The organism is Halomicronema hongdechloris C2206 (assembly GCF_002075285.3).
GTDB lineage: Bacteria > Cyanobacteriota > Cyanobacteriia > Phormidesmidales > Phormidesmidaceae > Halomicronema_B > Halomicronema_B hongdechloris.
The window spans coordinates 3,477,074-3,495,804 of sequence record NZ_CP021983.2; the positions used below are offsets into that span (position 1 = coordinate 3,477,074).

14 protein-coding genes and 1 pseudogene are annotated in these 18,731 nt (G+C 53.7%); 7 read left to right on the forward strand and 8 right to left on the reverse strand.

Going from position 1 to position 18,731, the window contains the following annotated elements; all coding sequences use genetic code 11:
* Positions 1-37: 37 nt before the first annotated feature.
* The 5 genes from XM38_RS15800 to XM38_RS15820 all read right to left on the reverse strand — a co-directional run bounded on the left by XM38_RS15800 (position 38) and on the right by XM38_RS15820 (position 3,705).
* Positions 38-520, reverse strand: a complete 483-nt coding sequence (locus tag XM38_RS15800; RefSeq protein WP_202979047.1) for a F0F1 ATP synthase subunit B' — start codon at positions 518-520, stop codon at positions 38-40.
* A gap of 106 nt (positions 521-626) precedes the next feature.
* On the reverse strand, positions 627-872 hold the full coding sequence (gene atpE / locus XM38_RS15805; RefSeq protein WP_080813467.1) for an ATP synthase F0 subunit C: 246 nt from the start codon (positions 870-872) through the stop codon (positions 627-629).
* Between the two features lie 153 nt (positions 873-1,025).
* Positions 1,026-1,775 (reverse strand): F0F1 ATP synthase subunit A, encoded by a 750-nt coding sequence (atpB, locus tag XM38_RS15810; protein ID WP_080813469.1) that lies wholly within the window; start codon positions 1,773-1,775, stop codon positions 1,026-1,028.
* A 71-nt stretch (positions 1,776-1,846) separates the two neighbouring features.
* On the reverse strand, positions 1,847-2,293 hold the full coding sequence (locus XM38_RS15815; protein WP_449271852.1) for an ATP synthase subunit I: 447 nt from the start codon (positions 2,291-2,293) through the stop codon (positions 1,847-1,849).
* Between the two features lie 212 nt (positions 2,294-2,505).
* Positions 2,506-3,705, reverse strand: a complete 1,200-nt coding sequence (locus tag XM38_RS15820) for a class I SAM-dependent methyltransferase (RefSeq protein WP_080813513.1) — start codon at positions 3,703-3,705, stop codon at positions 2,506-2,508.
* Between the two features lie 505 nt (positions 3,706-4,210).
* Between XM38_RS15820 and XM38_RS15825 the strand changes: the two genes are divergently transcribed.
* The 4 genes from XM38_RS15825 (at position 4,211) to XM38_RS15840 (ending at position 9,360) form a co-directional block, all read left to right on the forward strand.
* Positions 4,211-7,459, forward strand: coding sequence for a phycobilisome rod-core linker polypeptide (locus tag XM38_RS15825; protein WP_080813471.1), 3,249 nt, complete (start codon positions 4,211-4,213; stop codon positions 7,457-7,459).
* A gap of 435 nt (positions 7,460-7,894) precedes the next feature.
* Positions 7,895-8,380, forward strand: a complete 486-nt coding sequence (apcA, locus tag XM38_RS15830) for an allophycocyanin subunit alpha (RefSeq protein WP_080813473.1) — start codon at positions 7,895-7,897, stop codon at positions 8,378-8,380.
* Between the two features lie 60 nt (positions 8,381-8,440).
* A complete protein-coding gene (gene apcB / locus XM38_RS15835; RefSeq protein ID WP_080813475.1) occupies positions 8,441-8,926 on the forward strand; it encodes an allophycocyanin subunit beta in 486 nt (161 codons plus the stop codon).
* Between the two features lie 230 nt (positions 8,927-9,156).
* Positions 9,157-9,360 (forward strand): phycobilisome linker polypeptide, encoded by a 204-nt coding sequence (locus XM38_RS15840; protein ID WP_080813476.1) that lies wholly within the window; start codon positions 9,157-9,159, stop codon positions 9,358-9,360.
* A gap of 120 nt (positions 9,361-9,480) precedes the next feature.
* Here the strand turns inward: XM38_RS15840 and XM38_RS15845 are convergent, their stop codons facing one another.
* Positions 9,481-11,112, reverse strand: coding sequence for a sigma factor-like helix-turn-helix DNA-binding protein (locus tag XM38_RS15845; protein WP_088430343.1), 1,632 nt, complete (start codon positions 11,110-11,112; stop codon positions 9,481-9,483).
* A 691-nt stretch (positions 11,113-11,803) separates the two neighbouring features.
* Between XM38_RS15845 and XM38_RS15850 the strand changes: the two genes are divergently transcribed.
* The 3 genes from XM38_RS15850 (at position 11,804) to XM38_RS15860 (ending at position 14,854) form a co-directional block, all read left to right on the forward strand.
* Complete coding sequence (locus tag XM38_RS15850) at positions 11,804-12,115, forward strand: NfeD family protein (RefSeq protein ID WP_080813480.1); 312 nt, start codon at positions 11,804-11,806, stop codon at positions 12,113-12,115.
* Positions 12,116-12,356: 241 nt separating this feature from the next.
* Positions 12,357-13,985, forward strand: coding sequence for a 2-isopropylmalate synthase (locus XM38_RS15855; RefSeq protein ID WP_088430345.1), 1,629 nt, complete (start codon positions 12,357-12,359; stop codon positions 13,983-13,985).
* A 308-nt stretch (positions 13,986-14,293) separates the two neighbouring features.
* Positions 14,294-14,854, forward strand: coding sequence for a pilus assembly FimT family protein (locus XM38_RS15860; protein ID WP_080813483.1), 561 nt, complete (start codon positions 14,294-14,296; stop codon positions 14,852-14,854).
* Between the two features lie 46 nt (positions 14,855-14,900).
* Here XM38_RS15860 and XM38_RS15865 read toward each other — a convergent pair whose 3' ends face one another.
* Both XM38_RS15865 and crtH read right to left on the reverse strand, forming a co-directional pair.
* The gene (locus tag XM38_RS15865; RefSeq protein ID WP_088430347.1) at positions 14,901-16,733 is read right to left on the reverse strand and encodes an ABC transporter ATP-binding protein; all 1,833 of its coding nucleotides are present in this window, start codon (positions 16,731-16,733) and stop codon (positions 14,901-14,903) included.
* A 425-nt stretch (positions 16,734-17,158) separates the two neighbouring features.
* A pseudogene (gene crtH, locus XM38_RS15870) lies at positions 17,159-18,669 on the reverse strand (carotenoid isomerase).
* Positions 18,670-18,731 lie beyond the last annotated feature (62 nt).

The window sequence follows — 18,731 nt, forward strand, 5'->3', positions numbered from 1 at the left end:
TCAAAATTTCTAGTAACGTCCTGGCTGGGAGTCACCCTTAAGCCGCAGCTGACCTTAAAACCTTGTCCAGAATTTGGCGACTCAGATCACCTACTTGTTGCTCTAGGCTCTGCAAAGCTGCCTGCTTCTGCTCATCAAGCTCTTGCTGAACTTGCTCCCGTTCAGCCTGCGCTTCTTGCTGAGCGTCAGCTCGACTCTGGGCCGCCATTTTCTGCGCAGCTTCCTGGGCCTGGGCAATGATGCTCTGGGCCTGACGTCGAGTCGTGGCCAAGTCTTGCTCATACTGCTGAGCCAGCTGTTCCGCTTTCGCTAAACGCTCCTGGGCATCCGCCTGATTGGTGCGGATGTATCCATTCCGCTCATCGATGGCGTTGCCGAGCGGACGATAGAAAATCACATTCAGGACGGCTGCCAGGATTAAAAATTGCACAGCCATGAGCGGCAGGGTAGCGTCAAAGTCAAAGAGACCACCGCTCTCCTCTGCCGCTGCTTCAACAGCCAATATATACATCCAGTTCATCATGGTCCTACAACCCTCAAGGCACCCCTGAGGTGCTCACGATCAGCATTCTGTTAAATCAAATTCAGAGGGAGGCTCGAGAAACTCCCTCTGAAACTGTTGCTGGTTAGCTGAAGGGGTTGGCAAATAGCAGCACCAAGGAAACCACCAGACCATAGATGGTTAGCGCTTCCATGAAAGCCAAACTGAGCAGTAGGGTGCCACGAATCTTACCTTCGGCTTCAGGTTGACGGGCAATGCCTTCTACGGCTTGTCCTGCGGCATTTCCCTGACCGATACCAGGACCAATAGACGCTAAACCAACGGCAAAGGCTGCGGCTAGGACAGACGTGCTTGCAACAATGGGATCCATATCATTACCTCAAGTAGACAATCAACAACATCTAAATTTTGACGGGATAGGGCGAGAGACCGTTCTCGCTGCTTTCTGCCGGTCCGTCTGACCGGAGGTTGACTGAGGAGATTTATCAATCAATAGCCAACCAACTGAGCGATCCAGTGGGAATCACCCATGCTCTTCTCCACCATGCCCTTCCATTGCCTCTCCGATATAGGCCGCTGCTAAGGTGGCAAAAATTAGAGCCTGAATCGCACTCGTGAATAAGCCCAAAGCCATCACTGGCAAGGGCACAAACAGCGGTACTAACAGCACCAAAACAGCGACTACTAGCTCATCCGCCAAGATATTGCCAAATAGACGGAAGCTCAGAGAAAGGGGCTTGGTGAAATCTTCTAAAATATTGATCGGGAGCAGAATTGGAGTTGGCTCAATATAGCGGGCGAAATACCCAAGGCCACGCTTGCTGAATCCGGCATAGAAATAGGCCAAGGATGTCAACAGGGCCAACGCCACAGTGGTATTAATGTCGTTCGTGGGCGCAGCCAACTCACTTGCTGGCAATTCAATTAGCTTCCAGGGCACCAATGCCCCAGACCAGTTGGAGACAAAGATGAAAAGAAACAGGGTACCGACAAATGGAACCCAGGGTCGATACTCCTTCTCACCAATCTGATTTTTGGCCAGGTCCCGGATGAACTCCAGAGCATACTCCATAAAGTTCTGCAGCCCCGATGGAATCCGCTCCACTCTGCGTGTCGCCAGCAGTGAAAAGATCACAAGGGCGGCAATCACGAACCAGGAGGTCAGGAACACCTGTCCATGAAGCTTTAAATTGCCAATCTGCCAATAGAGGTGCTGACCAACTTCTAGCTCAGCTAGAGGCAGTGGCATCAGTAGGGAAAAATCGCTAACCATCTCCACTTGATTTAAGATTTCCGTAGGAATCTACAGGGAAAACAGTGCTAGACTGACTAACTAAGTCTTAATCACTCATTTAACACTGCTGTCCACAGAATGTAGCCGATTAAGGCTGCTTTGTAGGTTAGAAAACCTAGAAATACTGGCATTACGGCTAATTGCTCCCACTGAGTAGCCACTAAAATAAGCCCCACAAATAGAGCGAGTCGACTACTACCGAGTTTTTTCCGAGAGCGGCCTAGCTCGGCAACGCTCTTGGACAACATCCTCAAGTAAATCACACCCGTGCACGCTCCAAGCAAATAGTTTAGGGCAGTGGACAGGCTGTAGAAAAACCATACAAAGAAGAAGATGATTCCTGTTAAGGCAAGGGTAGAGAGCAGCAGATTTTGCTGGAGCCGATAGTAGTCATCCATCGCCTGATCCGAGGCAATGGATTGAGATTGCGATCGACTGCTGTCAGCGATTAACTCTTCGTCTTCACCTTCATCTATCGGAGGTCGCGATAGCGTCACCGAAATCCAGTCCTTCTCTGCAGGGTGTTGTGCCGTAAGCCACAGGAGATCATATCACGGCAATAATACTTAATGATGCTTTTGCTGGGGATTTGGCACAGATTTCTGTAGAGGGTTCAGTCTGTAAGGCGTTTGGCGCTCATCCCTATCTTGGCCCAGACTTGCGTTGGACTTGAATAAATGTAATGCCTCTAGAGGCATTAAAACTATCCTCAGGATTGCCCAGAGGTGGATAACAGAATTAACTGACGTCGTTGCAGCGATCGCACGGTTTCCAGAGGCAGAGGGTGACTGCGGAGAAGATACTCGACCGTTTCTTGTCCTGATGCAGCTTCGCAGGCCTGAAGGAAGTCATACTCTGCCTCACTGAGATCGACGATGCGGTAGTCACAGTCGAAGATACTGCGGCTGGGCCATCCTTCCATGCAAGGATGGCGTTCTGGCTTAGCCTGCAACAGCGTGTCGTCGTCATTCCAGTTGCTGTGGCCTAGGGGGGGCTTAGCGAGGAAAAATTCGTAGTGGGTGATCTCAGGATCCAATAATTCAATTAAGCGGTAGCGCTGTCGTTCATTTAAGGGGGCGACGCGGGCTAGTAGGTCAGGCTGGTTTCCTAGTAAGCGCTCGAGGTTCCAATAGGCTGGGTTAGAGAAGCCAACGAACTGTAGCCCGGAGGCGTCGATCAACTCAAACAGGGTATCAATGGTGTAGTCCACCTCTTGGGGATGGAGGTACATGTCGGCGAAGCATTCGTCCCGCTGGTTCTCTAGAGACCATCGCTCTTGCTCGCGACGCTTGAGGCGATTGGTGTCGGGTAGGCTGGCGAAGAGTTGGCGACCGAGGGTGACACCATCACGATAATCGCCCCGTTTGGGGCCTTGCAGTAGGGCAATCGCCTGCTGCATTAGGTTGATTTCCCAGCGCCCTAGGGCTGCATATACAAAGATATGAAAAATACCGCCAGGGGCTAGCTTGGCTGCCAGGGACTGAATCCCTCGAATGGGATCGGGAAGATGGTGCAAGACGCCAACGCAGTTGATCCAATCGAATTGCCCCGGTAGCTGGTCGGCAGCGTAGAGGCTCAGGGCCTGAAAGTCGACCCGAGCGGCGGCGGAACGCCGACACCGTTCTCGGGCGGTTGCGATCGCACGATCACTCAAATCAATCCCCAGCACCTCAGCCTTAGGATTGAGATGGACCAGATATTCCGTTCCCACTCCCGTACCACAGCCAGCATCAAGCACCCGCACATGATCGCGGTTAGGCTTATGGCCTGAGCAGAAACTGTAAGCCGCCTGCCAATGCCAGCGCCAGTTATATCCTGGCGGGGGCCGATCTAAAAACGGCTCTGGCGGAAACGGATACGTATTATATAGCTGGGCAACCGCCTCGCTCACCGTAGAGACCTTATCCATAGCCACATCAAACCCCGTAACAGACATCAACAATCTCGTCTCTTCCCACCACCACTCTTCTCATAACCCCACCACTCTTCTCATAACCCCTAAGTTGCCAACCCCATAAGCTTTCGCCGAGCCTTGCTGAGGACTAATAATTCTGAGAACTAATTAAGCATTAATACGGAAGGCCCCCTGGCCCCGCCCTGAACGTTACAAAAATTATCTTTACTCTCAGACTGGTCCCCCTTTCCCCTTATCCCCTTATGATGGCTGAGGAGTAAGCAAGTCCGAATGCTACACAGTTTTTAATAAAGTCGTGTTGCATCCCTTAAACGGTTTACTCTGATATCTATCTGAAAATCTGTTCCAATAATTTATACTCCGTCACAGGACGACTGCTCTGGTCATAAGCCAGCTGGACCTCTGTCAGCGGCATATTGCCAGTATTCATCTGCCGAGGCGGATGTCAGAGCGACGAGTCTGATGAGTCACTAGCTGAATAGGGAGCCTTCGAGAACGCATGAGTGTTAAAGCAAGTGGTGGAAGCACGGTTGCACGGCCACAGCTCTATCAAACCCTGCCAGTCGCAACCATTTCTCAAGCCGAACAGCAGGATCGCTACATTCAACGAGGAGAACTCGATGAACTGTCGAGTTTCTTCCGCTCAGGGGCTAAGCGCCTTGAGATCGCTGAGACCTTAACCCAGTATTCGGAGCTAATCGTCTCCCAAGCGGCCAATCGCATTTTTACCGGGGGCTCTCCTCTGGCTTACCTGGAAAAGCCCGAGACTGACACCCCCCCTGAGATGACCCGGGGTGGTACGGCGCTAAATGAGCAGGAAGCAACCAAGCTCGGTACCGCCACCTACGTTGAAAGTGGTGGTGGCTTCCTGGAAGGCGTTCGGTCCCTGTTTAGTGCTAGCGGCAGTGGGCCAGTACCAGCCGGATTCCGTCCCATCAACGTATCTCGCTATGGCCCCAGCAACATGCAAAAGTCCCTGCGGGACTTGAGCTGGTTTTTACGCTACGTCACCTATGCTATCGTAGCCGGTGACCCCAACATCATCTCAGTCAACGTGCGGGGGCTACGAGAAATCATCGAAACGGCATGTTCCGGCTCTGCCACCCTGGTTGCCCTGCAGACCATGCAACAGTCCTCTCTACGCTACTTCAAAGAGGATCCTGATGCTCAGTTAGTAGTACAGCAGTACTTCGGTGTACTCCTGAGCGAATTTAAAGGGCCCACGCCTTCAGATAAACTGCGCCAGCGTCCCTCTCTCGATCTTCAGGGCTTACAGCTTCCTCAGATCTACTACAACGCTGCAGAGCGGCGGCCGAAGTATGCCATGAAGCCAGGGCTGTCTAGCAGCGAAAAAAATGAGGTGATCAAAGCTGCCTACCGGCAAGTTTTTGAGCGAGACATCATCCGGGCTTACTCCTTAAATATCTCGGATTTAGAGTCCAAGGTTAAAAACGGCGAGATCTCCATGAAGGAGTTCATTCGTCGCCTGGGCAAATCGCCGCTGTATCGTCAGAACTTCTATCAGCCCTACATCAATAGCCGCGCCTTGGAACTGGCCTTCCGCCATATCCTGGGACGGGCGCCCGGTTCTCGGGAAGAAGTGCGCCGCTACTTCGATATCATTTCTGCCGGCGGACTGCCTGCTCTGATTGATGCCCTGGTGGATTCCAAGGAGTATGCTGATTACTTTGGTGAAGAGACCGTACCTTATCTGCGCGGTCTAGGCCAAGAGGCTCAAGAATGCCGAAACTGGGGACCCCAGTTCGATCTATTCAAGTACAGCGCGCCTTTCCGCAAGAAACCTCAATTCATCACACTATTTGCAGCTTACGAACAGCCGCTGCCCGATCAACATCCCTACGGTTCTGGTAACGATCCTCTGGAAATCCAGTTCGGGGCTATTTTCCCCAAGGAAACCCGGAATCCCAGCGCGGCTCCGGCCTTCTTCAATAAAGATACCCGTCGAATCCTGATTCACCGGGGTCCTGCCACGAACAACCAGTTGAATAATCCCACGGCACGAGGCGTTGCTCCCGGCTCCCTAGGGGCTAAGGTCTTCAAGCTTGACCAAGTACCCCGTACAGGAAATACCGGATCTAGTGTTCGCTTTTCCGAATCCTCTACCCAAGCCGTTATTCGGGCTGCCTATCGTCAGGTCTTTGGCCGTGATGTTTATTCTGGCCAACGGTCTACAGTGGCAGAAATCAAGCTAGAAAACGGCGAGATTACTCTGAAAGAGTTTATCCGGGCCATTGCCAAGTCAGAGGCATTTCGTAAGACCTATTGGTCTTCTCTCTATGTGATGAAGGCGGTCGAGTATATTCACCGTCGCCTGCTGGGCCGACCAACTTACGGCCGCAAAGAAGCTAATCAGTATTTCGATATCTGCGCCAAGCAAGGCTTCTACACCCTGATCGATACCATCATTGATAGTCGAGAGTACGCTGAAGCCTTTGGGGAAGATACCGTCCCCTACGAGCGCTATCTGACACCAAAGGGGCTAGCCCTGCGTAGTATGCGGGCAGGTCGTCTGGCAGAAAATGGCATGGTGCCTGTCCCAGATGACACCACACCCCGCTTTATCGAGCTAGGTCAAGTCAGCGAAGACCGCACCCTGCCAGATGTGGCATTCCGGGTAAATCAAGGGGTCAATCGCCAACGTCAACAGTCAAAGGTCTTTAAGCTAACCTCGCTAGCTGACAAACCCAACCTGAAACAAGTTATCCAGGCGGCGTATCGCCAAATCTTCGAGCGAGACATTGCCCCCTACATCGTGCGCGATGAATTCTCAGCTCTAGAGAGCAGATTGGGTAACGGAGAAATTAATGTCAAAGAATTTATTGAAAGCCTGGGCTACTCCAAGCTTTACTTGAAGGAATTCTATGCTCCCTATCCCAATACCCAAGTCATTGAGTTTGGAACTAAACATTTCTTGGGGCGGGCTCCCTTAGATCAAGCTGAGATTCGCAAGTACAACCAGATCCTAGCCAGTGAGGGGATTCGTGGGTTTATTGGGGCGATGCTTAGTAGCCTCGAATATGCCGAGTGCTTTGGGGAAGATACTGTCCCCTATCGTCGTTTTCCAACTCTACCAGCAGCAAATTTCCCCAATACCGAAAAGCTCTATAACCGTCTTACAAAGCAAACGAAAGAATTAGTCGTGCCAAGCTTTCAACCGGTTAAGAGCCCCATGGATGTGACTCAAACGCCGATGGTAGCTGAAGCCGTTGCTGAGCTATCTGCTAATGCTGAAGCAGAAGCTTCCCTTATGGCAGGGCTAGGTCGTGCTCAGGCAGACCCTGCCTCCATAGCTCCCATTGCCTCAGCCAGCCCGAGTCGCATTTATCGGTTGCCTCCTACCCCCACTGAAGCAGATATTAAGGTTGTTTTGGAGGCAATTTATCGGCAAGTTTTAGCAGTTGCCGAAACTCCTACTCCAGACCATGTGCGTCATCCAGAGCTAGAGGAGCAGCTGCGACAGGGACACCTATCGGTTCAGGGAGTCGTGCGTGGCTTAGTGCTATCTGACACTTATCAACAGCGTATCTACAGTGCCTACCCCAGTCCAAAGGTCGTCGAGTTATTGTTCCGCCATCTTTTGGGTCGCCGTCCCCAAGGTGAAGAACGGTATCACTATGAGGCGGTTCTCGCGGAACAAGGCGCTCAGACAGTTGCTCTAGCCTTGCTGGATAGTCCGGAATATAAGTGCTTCTTTGGCGAAGATTGTGTTCCCTATCTAAGACATTAAGTTAAGTTACTACCGCCAAGACAGGTCATCTTGGTAGGTTACCGATGGCCTGAGATCAGACTTGGAGCACTCTAAGTCTTCTCAGGCAGAACGTCTTTCTCAAGGCATATTGGTAGCTAGGCTAGGCAGGAGTCTCCTCAGTAGGAGGGGACCTTGCCCCCTTTGCAATAATCCTGAGGACACTGTTACAAAATATTTCGGCTTCCCTAAGAAGTCTAGCGTCATACCGGAAAATGAATCCGGAAGGTGGCTGAGCCTAAGGATTGAAGGGAATATCACGTCGCTAAGCGGCTACCATGTTCCCTGAATCCCGAGGGGAAGAAGAGGCCGGGCAAGATCCATCCTTGCCCTACTTGCTCCCATGGCTCTGCTGTTTGAGTAGGTGAATGCCAGTTTCATAGATATCTGGTCATAATTTTTCGGAGGAATCCATCAATGAGTATTGTCACGAAATCAATCGTGAATGCCGATGCTGAGGCTCGGTATCTTAGCCCCGGTGAACTAGATCGGATCAAGTCATTTGTCACCTCTGGAGAGCGTCGTCTTCGGGTTGCCCAAGTGTTGACCGAATCTCGTGAACGCATTGTCAAAGAGGCCGGTAACCAGCTTTTCCAGAAGCGCCCTGATGTTGTTTCTCCCGGCGGTAACGCTTACGGAGAAGAAATGACAGCTACCTGCCTGCGGGACATGGACTACTACCTGCGGTTAGTTACCTACGGTATTGTCTCTGGTGATGTCACTCCCATTGAAGAAATTGGGCTTGTGGGTGTACGTGAAATGTACAATTCCCTGGGCACTCCCATCCCTGCAGTGGCCGAGGCCGTGCGTTGTATGAAGGGTGTAGCCTCCTCTCTGTTGTCCGGCGATGACGCTGCTGAAGCAGCTTCCTACTTCGACTATGTCGTTGGCGCTATGCAGTAGGCGCTCTGTTCTTAAGAGTATCCTTCTCACTGAAATTAGGTCATTCAAGGAATCACAACCATGCAAGACGCAATTACTTCTGTAATCAACTCCTCAGATGTCCAGGGTAAGTACCTAGACTCCTCTGCCATGGAGAAGTTAAAGGCTTACTTCTCCACTGGAGAGCTTCGGGTTCGTGCTGCCACCGCCATCAGCGCTAATGCTGCTGAAATTGTTAAGGAAGCAGTCGCTAAATCCTTGCTCTACTCTGACATCACGCGCCCCGGCGGCAACATGTATACCACTCGCCGCTATGCCGCGTGCATCCGTGACTTAGACTACTATCTTCGCTATGCCACCTATGCTATGTTGGCTGGTGATCCGTCCATCCTGGATGAGCGTGTTCTCAATGGTCTCAAAGAGACCTACAACTCCTTGGGTGTGCCCATCGGAGCCACTGTTAACGCTATTCAGGCTATGAAGGAAGTCACCGCCGGTTTGGTGGGAGCTGACGCTGGCAAGGAAATGGGAGTTTACTTCGACTACATTTCCTCTGGGCTCAGCTAACACTCAGCAAGTGAGTTAGACACACGATAAGTCAATGGATGGCGATGCGGAAGTCTGGGATGAGTGTTGAGTGGTGAGAATAATTCCTCTGCAGGAAGTCTCCTCTGCTTCTGAGCATTGATTCCTGACTTCCGCCTCTTCGCCGCAGATCATGTCAGTGTCAACGACAACTCTTCTTGCGACGTTTTGATAATTCAATTAGGTATGTTGGTTTAGGAGAAACTGTTACCATGCGCATGTTTCGAATTACAGCTTGTGTACCAAGCCAAACAAGGATCCGCACCCAGCGTGAGCTACAAAACACATTCTTTACTAAGCTAGTACCCTACGGCAGCTGGTTTCGTGAGCAGCAGCGTATCCAAAAAATGGGGGGTAAAGTCGTCAAGGTCGAATTGGCTACGGGGCGACAAGGAACTAACACCGGCTTGCTGTAACACCATCGCAGTTATTTTCTAGGGTCACAGATGGCTGTGACCTTTGTTTTTTATCATTGTGTCTAGGCAGGCTGCGCTTCCTGCCCCCTAGTGCTGATCGCGCCCATCGTAATCACTCTACTAACCTGACTTACGATTCAGTCTAAGCTGTGTCTGAGAGCCCTCAAAAACACCATCTGGGGTGATGACAACTGGTTGAGGATCATTGGCTTCTAGCAGATGTGCCACAAAGTGATCCACTTCATTTAGCCAAAAATCAAGGGTTGGTTGTTGCCCAGCTTGGTCAAGAATGCCATTTAGTTCTTCAATGTCTTGTTGTTCTAAATGGCTGAGAGAGGCTAGCTGACAATAACGCCAAACTCGGCTCGTAATATCTTCTGCAATGGAACGATCGGCAGCACATAGGGTGGCTGGAATGCTGATTGTGGGATAGTCATTATGCTGAGGCTGATCTGGTAAAGTGCAAAACCTAGAGCGATAGCGATCAGCAACAGGAGCCACTTTTTTCAGAAACGTATTCCGGAGTTCCTGATAAGTCGTCATCTCATCGAGCTTATGATACTCCGTGCGTAAAGCCGATAAAGCTGCCATCTCATACTCCCGAGGATCTAGCTCATGATAGTCATCCGATCGCTCGGCCTTGGCCGCAGATGGTTTGGGCTCAGAAAATTCTGCTAACCGTCCCCAAGTAATCGCCATCATCCAGCGGGTTAGGACGATATCGAAGAAATTAAAGTTGACCTCTTTGGCTTCACGGGTGTTGCAAGAAGCAAGGTACAGATCCAATAGAGCAGTGTCTACGGCCATGAGATGATGAGTCAAGCAATCCTCATGAATCAGGGATACGGGTGCAGTCGACGTTAATCTGAGCCTATCCCTTTGTAAATCTTGCTGAAGCAGCTGAAAGCAAATCTGACGAATCCAAGAAGAGTAGGTTCTTGAACCGCTAGGGCTAGTTGCGGCGGTGTAGCTGTACGTTGATGGACTTGCTTTCTCGTTGGCAATTTCGATGGCTCGACGAATGGCGTGCTTAACATCGGTGTCTGAAATATCCCGTTTGGGATAGAGTTGAGTGAGTATTCTAGACACAAACGCTAAGACAGAGCGGGTGAGGGGAGTAGGGCGCCTCAGAAAGGCCAGGGCTTCGATACGATTCTCTTTCAGGGCGGGGTTGAACTCTAGAAAGAGAGTCTTCGTTTGTCTGAGAATCGCTTGAGTAATTTGAACTTTGTTGTACTCACTGTCAATAGCTAATGTCTTCGCAAAGACGGGTAACTGTCGAGTAAATTCCAACAGGATGCTATCGGCTCTATCACAGCCTTGGTCAGTATCCAACACATCTGTCCAGGTTTGTAGTTTGTCTAGCCAGGCCTGTAGCTGCTGCCGTTCTGATGGCGTCGATTCCGCAGTTGATATGGGCAATGCTAGCCCTAGGGAGCCAGGGCTAACAGTTGCTACTGGCGCTGAAGAGTCAGAGCGAGAAGCATCAGGACCAGGCGCTTGCAGGTGTTCGGCATCACGAATTAGCTCTGATAGTAAGCGTTTTGCTTTACCTCGCCCTCGTCCTTCGATGGCGAACTTTCTGTAGATTTCTCCTAGACATTGAACACAGGCATTAACGGAGATGCCGAGGCGATCGGCAATCTCTTGGTTGCTCTTCTGCTCGCCAAATTTTAAACGAAATACTTCCGTTTGTTCGGGCGTCAGATCCCTTTGCTTGGCCTTATGTTTCAGATAATCAGACGTCAGCACACGTTTGTTACCCTGCTCACAAATTCATTGTTTAAGGGGTCAGTTTAATTAGCAGCATCTCGGCCTATCTTCGCTGCCCATGCTTTCTCTGTCAACTAAGATCTACCTATTTCTTGAGGACTTTACATGGTGTTGTCGGATAGCTTGAAAAGAGTTATTGGGGGCCTAGGTGGTATGACTGGTGCGATAAGACCAACCAAGGGCTCACTAGACCAACATTGACTCACTGGCAGGCCAGCTGAGCTCTATCGCCGCCAAGAATGGCCAACAGCGCATACTGTCGGGATTGTAGGGTGAACAGCCCAAATAGATCGTAGCTAAATCCACATCCCGCCAAGGGCTTATGTGTCTTAAATGCCTTAGACGCCCAACTTGGTTAAGGCCCAACTTGGTTAAGGTATGCCCCCGAGTCAGGAAGCCTGGAGCTCCGTTTAGCTGCCCAGCCTGACTTGGCCTTGTAGGAAGCGTCGCGGTAATCGGATTGATTCAACACAATTGCACCATTGCTCCAATCCAGAGACCAGCGGCCAATCATAGCCAACACAATTACCCCAGAGCAACCTCCTAATACACAGAAATCGCTGGATAGCTGCTGTCCAGCTGCCAGGTCATTTCTGTGGTGTCACACTATAAACACTTTAGACACTAACTAGTGAGATCTGCATATTATCTGAATTTAGGAGACAACGGTATGAGATATCAAAGCTGGCATCATTATCGACATCACCAGGACGCAGTCATGCCTGAGGGCATGAATCAACTGCTGCAAGAGAGCGAGGCAGAGGTGATGCCAACCGATCTTGACCACCTGGCTCAAGAGGCTGCCATAGACGGCATTCTTCACCAGGGCATGGAATGGCGTGTGAAATATCAAGGCGTGTTCTGGAAAGCCCGTTGTCCAGGCGCACAGGTGCTACTATGGCCCGGCGATCGCGTCTATGTGGTGGGCCGTCAAGGAAATACGCTATTGATTAAACCACTCATTGCCTCGGCCCTAGGCTAGTCGTGACCTGAACCACTATCTTGCGCTCATGGACTTGCGCTCACGGGTGACCGGCCAGCGGTGACTATGAGGGTATCGACTGCCTCAGTGCCCTCATAGGGCCGCTTTAGATGCTCTACTACTGGTTTCTGAGGTGGGGTAGTAAATCTCGAGATTTACTGGTGGGTTTAGGGAAGAAGCGGCACCTAGCACTAAAATATTCATCAGTGCTACCGTTGTCGTTTACCGTCCATGAGTTGCGATGAGTACCCAGCCTAGCCAAGACCGTATCTTGATTTTCGACACCACTCTGCGAGACGGAGAACAGTCGCCAGGGGCGACCTTAAATGTGGACGAAAAGTTAACCATTGCCCGACAATTGGCTCGGTTAGGGGTCGATATTATCGAGGCTGGATTTCCCTTCGCCAGTGCAGGAGATTTTGAGGCTGTTAATAAGATTGCCCAGGCAGTGGGTACTGACGATGGACCAGTTATCTGTGCCTTAGCCCGGGCTACTAAGCAAGATATTGAAGCGGCAGCTAAGGCCTTGGCCCCTGCGGCTAAAGGGCGTATTCATACATTTATTGCCACTTCAGATATTCACATGCAGCATAAGCTGCGCAAGACTCGCAGCGAAGTACTTGCGATCGCATCGGAGATGGTAGCCTACGCGAAGAGTTTCACCGACGATGTCGAATTTTCTCCAGAAGATGCGGGCCGCTCCGATCCAGACTTCTTGTATCACGTGCTAGAGCGGGCCATTGCAGCGGGGGCCACCACCGTCAACATCCCGGACACCGTTGGCTATCTGGCGCCTCAAGAGTTCGGCGGGCTGATCCGAGGCATCAAAGAAAATGTGCCCAACATTGACCAGGCCATCATCTCGGTCCATGGTCACAATGACCTGGGCTTGGCCGTCGCCAACTTCCTAGAGGCGGTGAAAAATGGGGCCCGGCAGCTAGAGTGCACCATCAACGGCATCGGGGAGCGGGCCGGTAACGCCGCCCTAGAAGAATTGGTCATGGCCTTGCATGTGCGCCGTAGCTACTACAATCCTTTCCTGGGCCGCTCGCCAGAATCCCAGGCCCCCCTAACCAATATCGACACCCGCCAGATCTATAAAGCCTCTCGTCTGGTGTCAAATCTCACCGGCATGTTCGTGCAGCCCAACAAGGCTATTGTGGGGGCCAATGCCTTTTCCCATGAGTCGGGTATCCACCAAGACGGCGTCCTAAAGAATCGGCTCACCTACGAGATCATGGATGCCGAGTCCATTGGTCTCAATGACAATCAAATTGTGCTAGGCAAGCATTCTGGCCGCAACGCCTTCCGCACTCGCCTGAGTGAACTGGGCCACGACCTGAATGAGCAAGAGCTTAATCGGGCCTTCCTGCGCTTCAAAGAACTGGCCGACAAGAAGAAATCCGTCACCGATTGGGACATCGAAGCCATCGTCAACGACGAAGTACAGCAGGCCCCCGAGCATTTCCATTTAGAGCTGGTGCAGGTCTCCTGTGGAGACCATGCGCGTCCCACGGCTACCGTGACCCTACGTACCCCCGATGGGGAGGAACTGATGGATGCTGCCATTGGCACAGGGCCGGTGGACGCAGTGTATCGGGCCATTAACCGCGTCGTCAATATTCCCAACGAGCTCATCGAGTTCTCGGTACAATCGGTGACGGCAGGCATCGACGCCATGGGTGAGGTGACTATCCGCATCCGCCACGAAGGCCGGGTGTTCTCAGGCCATGCCGCCAACACCGATATTGTGGTGGCCTCGACCCAGGCCTATGTCAATGCCTTGAACCGTCTCTATGCCGCCGTTCAGCAGGGCAATGTGCTGCATCCGCAGCGGGATGTGGCGCCAGCACCAGTGACCACCAACTAGCCCAGAAAGGCAGAGGGCAAAAGGTAGAAGGTAGAAGGTAGCAGGGGAATTCTCGACGTATCAAGGCTTCTGCCTTCAACCAATAGGGGTAGCTATTGCCGCCGTCGAGTCCTCGTAGACTGCGGCGCCAATTGGCCCGTCATATCGGATCGATCGCGATCAGACTGCCAATTACAATTCTTTATGCCCAGCAGAGCTGCTCCCAATAGGATGTCTTGTTCAGGATAAGGCTTGGCATTAGCTAGGGGAGGATGATGCGATCGCATGCCCGGGCACTCTGATCACGTAACGATCAGGGAGCCTAAATTATGCTACCTACCGTCTCCGCATCCACCATTCGTCAGGGTCACCTCAGCCAAACCGGGGGATATACCCTACTGGAATCCTTAGTGGTCCTAGGGATGCTAGGCACCTTAGCCAGTATCGTCGTCCCCAGCTGGCTAGGGTTCCTCGATACCCAGCGCCTCAACGATGCCCGCAGCGAAGTGTATCAGGCCATCCGCCTCACCCAGACCCAGGCCATGCAAGATAAGGCCGAATGGCAGTTCAGCATTCGCCAGCTAGACGACCGCCCGGAATGGGCCATGCACCCCCGGAGTCTCTCCCCAGTCCAGGTCTCCACTTGGCAACCTATGAACTCGGCGGTCGACCTCGATCTAGACGAGACCACCCTGGCTAAGAGCAAAGGTGTTTACTACGTGCGCTTCGACCACGATGGCACCGTGACCTATCGCCTGGGCCGGGTGACTTTCACCAGCCCCAGTGGCGGTCGCACTAAACGCTGCGTGATCGTATCGACTTTGTTGGGAGCAATGCGCCAAGGGGAAGAGCACAGTAACCCCGACCGCTCTAAACGCTATTGCTACTAAGCCTTATCCAAGGCGGCCCCAAGGCTAGGAACCGGTAGCCACCGGCTTACAAATAGCTACTAGCCTGCCGGGTGAACATGAGGTGGTACTGGCCTTGCAAGGCCATGAGTTGGTCGTGGTTGCCCTGTTCGATGATCTGACCATGCTCTAGGACGATGATGCGATCGCACAGTTTAGCCAGGGCCAGGCGGTGACTGACTACCACGGCCATGCGCCCTTGGGCAATGGCCCGGAAGATGGCATAGATTTCCTGCTCATTTTTGGGATCCAGGGCGGCGGTGGGCTCATCAAAGACCAGCAGGTCGGCCTCCCCCAGGCGCATCAGGGCCCGGGCAATGGCCACCCGTTGCCATTGGCCGCCAGAGAGATCGGTGCCGTCTTCCAGCTGTTTACCCAGGGGGGTGTCCAGACCGTGGTCTAGCTCCGTGAGTAGGGTGTCGATGCCCGCCTCCCGCAGGCTGTTGGCAATGGCCCCATCGGCGCTGAGCTTAGGCAGATAGCCCCAGCCCACGTTTTCTCGCAGGGTGGCCGGGAAGCGGGCATAGTCCTGCATGACCACGGCGATGTGCGATCGCAACTCCGGCAGCGATAGCCGCCGCAAATCTTGACCGTGCCAGCGAATCTGCCCGGCTGTGGGATCATAGAGCCGACAGAGGAGCTTAGCCAGGGTGGTTTTGCCGGCTCCGTTTTCCCCCACCAAGGCCACCATTTCCCCCGGCCGCACGGCAAAGCTGATATCGTGCAAGGTCGCTTTATCGGCTCCCGGATAGGCAAAGGACACCTGATCGACGATGATGCCGGGCTCTGATGCCGGTGCTGTTGCCAAGGGCCGCAGCCGCTGACTGCCGGTATGCAGCTGCGGTTCCAGATCCAGAAGCTGAAAAATCGGTGCCGTCGCCAGGGCCACGTCGTAGATGTCGCCGGTATTACCAATCAACAAATAGAGGCTACGGCGCAGCTGCAGAATGATGCCGGTATAGAGGGCTAAATCTCCCAGGGTGAACTGGCCACCCAGGACACCCACCACTACGTAGATATAGGGCAGGGCCACGCCCAGACCGCCCACCAAGGCCCACATCACCACGGCAAAGGCCCCTTCGTAGCGCACCCGCTGCATGCTGCGAAAGGTCTGATCGAATAGGCCCTGCCAGCGATGCAGCAAGATATCTTGAATCGAAAACAGCCGCACCTCCTTGGCATAGTCTTCGCTGGTGATGGCCTTGGCATAGATGTGCTTGCGGCGAGTGGCCCCGGCCTGGGTTTCTTCCACCCGCCAGCTTTTGCGGTGATGGCGCATTTCCACCAGAATCGAGGGAGCCGAGGAGGCCAGCAGCATCAGCGGCACCCACCCGGCGATGGACACCGACACTAGCACCGATGGCACCAGGGTAAATAGGCCCATGATTAAGGCCGCCACGATGAAGGCCAGCCGCTGCATGCGGCCCAGGCCTTTCTCACTCAGTTCCAGCAGATTCAGCAGGTCGGGCCGCTCAAATAGGGCAATATCGTCGAAGCCAGCCACTTTTTCCAGTACCCGGCCCCTGCAGTAGCCCTCGACCCGGTCCCGCAGGGCGGCAAACAGGGACGTCCCTATGGCATCCACTGAATCGACGATGAGGTTAAGGCTGAGGGCGACGAGGACACACCAGAACAGCAGCGAATTGTCTAGGAGAGCCTGGATTGGGTTGGCCACATTCCCGTTGGCGATGCCAGAGGCCTCATCGATCACCACTTTGCCGAGAAATAGAGAGATCGATGGCCCGGTGCCGGTGAGTAAATTGAGCAGGGCAATGTTGCGCAGCTCCATGGGAGCCGCCTGGGCCACCATGGTCACACTGCGCCGTAGAGCCTGCATGGGGGTAAATTCTTTGGGTTGCATAGAGAGCGACTGGGCCAGGGGGGAAATTCGAGCCTAGGCAGTACCTCAGTGACCGAGAAGCCAATTTCGAACTGCGCCGACTCTAACTGTGTGTCGCCCAGGCCTCGAGTGTGACACCAGTAGCCTAGTAGACTGTGGTCTGGTTGGCTGGAATGCCGGGGGCTAGTACAGAAAGGCAGAAGGCAGAAGGGGAATTCTCGACGTATCAAGGCTTCTGCCTTGAACCAACAGGGGGGCTATTTCCGCCGACGAGTACTAGGGATTAAGACGGTTGCCGTGGTTTATATCGCGACATTTTGCTTATCACCTCCCCATGGGTTTTTCACGATAATTGAGTAGGTTGGAAGAGAGGAGGCACCTGCTCTTCGCCGGGCTCCTATCTCCCCGACGTCTGACTTCCCTGGAATCCCATGCAGAACCCTTGCTTAAAGGCTCGTGGGTACCAAATATCCCAGATCGGCTAAGACCCGGTGGGCGCAGGCGAAGCCAGAGAAGGCCACGGCGTTGAGCCCCTGTCCGGGAAAGGTGCTATCGCCGACGCAATAGAGCCCCGGCACGGCGGTGCGATTAAAGGGCATGCCCAACAATCCCCAGGGTTTGCCCCGGGGAATCGGCCCATAGGTGCCGTCACAGCGGCCCAGGAAGCGGCGGTGGCTGCGAGGGGTGCCGATTTCTTTTAACTCAACGGCCTGGCTGAGGCCGGGGAAGAGGCTCTCTAAGCGGGCAATCAGCGCATCAGCGGCTTGGGTTTTCTGGACCTGGTACTCGCTGGGAGCAAGCCCCTGCCACTGGCTCAACCAACTGGGGGTAAAGGCATGGAGGATATGGCGACCGGGCGGGGCCAGGGAGGGATCCAAGCCGGTAGGAATCGACACAAACAGGGTACCGCCGCTGGCTGCCATGGCCTGCCAGTCCTCTAGCAGGATATGATGGCAGTCGACGTTGGCAGGAAGTATGTCGGCGTCGATGCCCAGATGCAGGCTGAGAAAGCTGGGGGATTTTTGATAACGCCGTTGCCAGCGCCGTTCGGCAGCGGGTAATGGCTGGTGGCGCAGCAGGGAGCCGAAGGTATCCCAGCGGGTGGCGTTAGAGATGATCCGCCGGGCTCGATAGACCTCGCCGCTGGCGGTGCGGACGCCCACGGCCCGGCCTGCCTCGGTGAGAATCTCGGTGACCCGGCTGCGGTAGCGGATTTGGCCGCCGACCTGGATCAGCCCCTGAGTTAGGGCCTGGGCAATGCTCCCGACGCCGCCTTTGGGATAATTGACGCCGCCATAGTGGCGATCGCTGAAGACCATGCCGGCGTTGATCAACGGGGTGCGGTCGGCGGGGACCACCGACCAGCAGTAGCATTCCATGTCGATGAAGCGCAACAGCTCTGGGTCGTGCAGATGGCGACGTGCGATCGCACCCACCGTCAAGGGCAGTCGCCGGGCTAGGCCCAGACAGGAGCCCGGATGCTGCCAGACCATGCGGGCCAGATAGCGGGGCGCTTCCAGAGACAGCAACTCCATGCGATTGAGGCAGTGGAACACCTGCCAGCATTCGTCATAGAAGCGACGGATGCCCTGGCGTTCCTGGGGAAAGCACCGGCCCAATTCAGCCAGGAATTGCTCATAGTCCCGATGCACCCGCAGCGAGATCCCGGGCAGATGGTAGTGAATCTGCACCGGGTCCGGCACAGCCTCCACATGCTGACCTACTGCGGCCAACGCCCGCGTCAGCAGATTCGTGGTGCCCTGCTGCCCCAGGCCAAAGATCATGGAGGCGCCCACATCAAAGTGGTAGCCCCCGCGCTGGAAGTAACCGGCACTGCCTCCTGGAATCAGATAGCGCTCTACAGCACCAGTACTCGGGCTCCCCGGGCGGCCAACTGGGTGGCGGTGACCAGCCCACCGATACCGGCCCCGATCACAATGGCGTCGAACTCAGACATGGGCTATTAGCCGTGAGTAGCTACCACGGGATGATGGCAAGATCCCGGACAAATCTCAGTGA

Bases quoted from the DNA above. Each gene is read 5' to 3' on its own strand.
- XM38_RS15800 (WP_202979047.1), bottom strand. From the start codon at position 520: ATGAACTGGATGTATATATTGGCTGTTGAAGCAGCGGCAGAGGAGAGC.
- atpE (WP_080813467.1), bottom strand. From the start codon at position 872: ATGGATCCCATTGTTGCAAGCACGTCTGTCCTAGCCGCAGCCTTTGCC.
- atpB (WP_080813469.1), bottom strand. From the start codon at position 1,775: ATGGTTAGCGATTTTTCCCTACTGATGCCACTGCCTCTAGCTGAGCTA.
- XM38_RS15820 (WP_080813513.1), bottom strand. From the start codon at position 3,705: ATGGATAAGGTCTCTACGGTGAGCGAGGCGGTTGCCCAGCTATATAAT.
- XM38_RS15825 (WP_080813471.1), top strand. From the start codon at position 4,211: ATGAGTGTTAAAGCAAGTGGTGGAAGCACGGTTGCACGGCCACAGCTC.
- apcA (WP_080813473.1), top strand. From the start codon at position 7,895: ATGAGTATTGTCACGAAATCAATCGTGAATGCCGATGCTGAGGCTCGG.
- apcB (WP_080813475.1), top strand. From the start codon at position 8,441: ATGCAAGACGCAATTACTTCTGTAATCAACTCCTCAGATGTCCAGGGT.
- XM38_RS15840 (WP_080813476.1), top strand. From the start codon at position 9,157: ATGCGCATGTTTCGAATTACAGCTTGTGTACCAAGCCAAACAAGGATC.
- XM38_RS15850 (WP_080813480.1), top strand. From the start codon at position 11,804: ATGAGATATCAAAGCTGGCATCATTATCGACATCACCAGGACGCAGTC.
- XM38_RS15855 (WP_088430345.1), top strand. From the start codon at position 12,357: ATGAGTACCCAGCCTAGCCAAGACCGTATCTTGATTTTCGACACCACT.
- XM38_RS15860 (WP_080813483.1), top strand. From the start codon at position 14,294: ATGCTACCTACCGTCTCCGCATCCACCATTCGTCAGGGTCACCTCAGC.
- XM38_RS15865 (WP_088430347.1), bottom strand. From the start codon at position 16,733: ATGCAACCCAAAGAATTTACCCCCATGCAGGCTCTACGGCGCAGTGTG.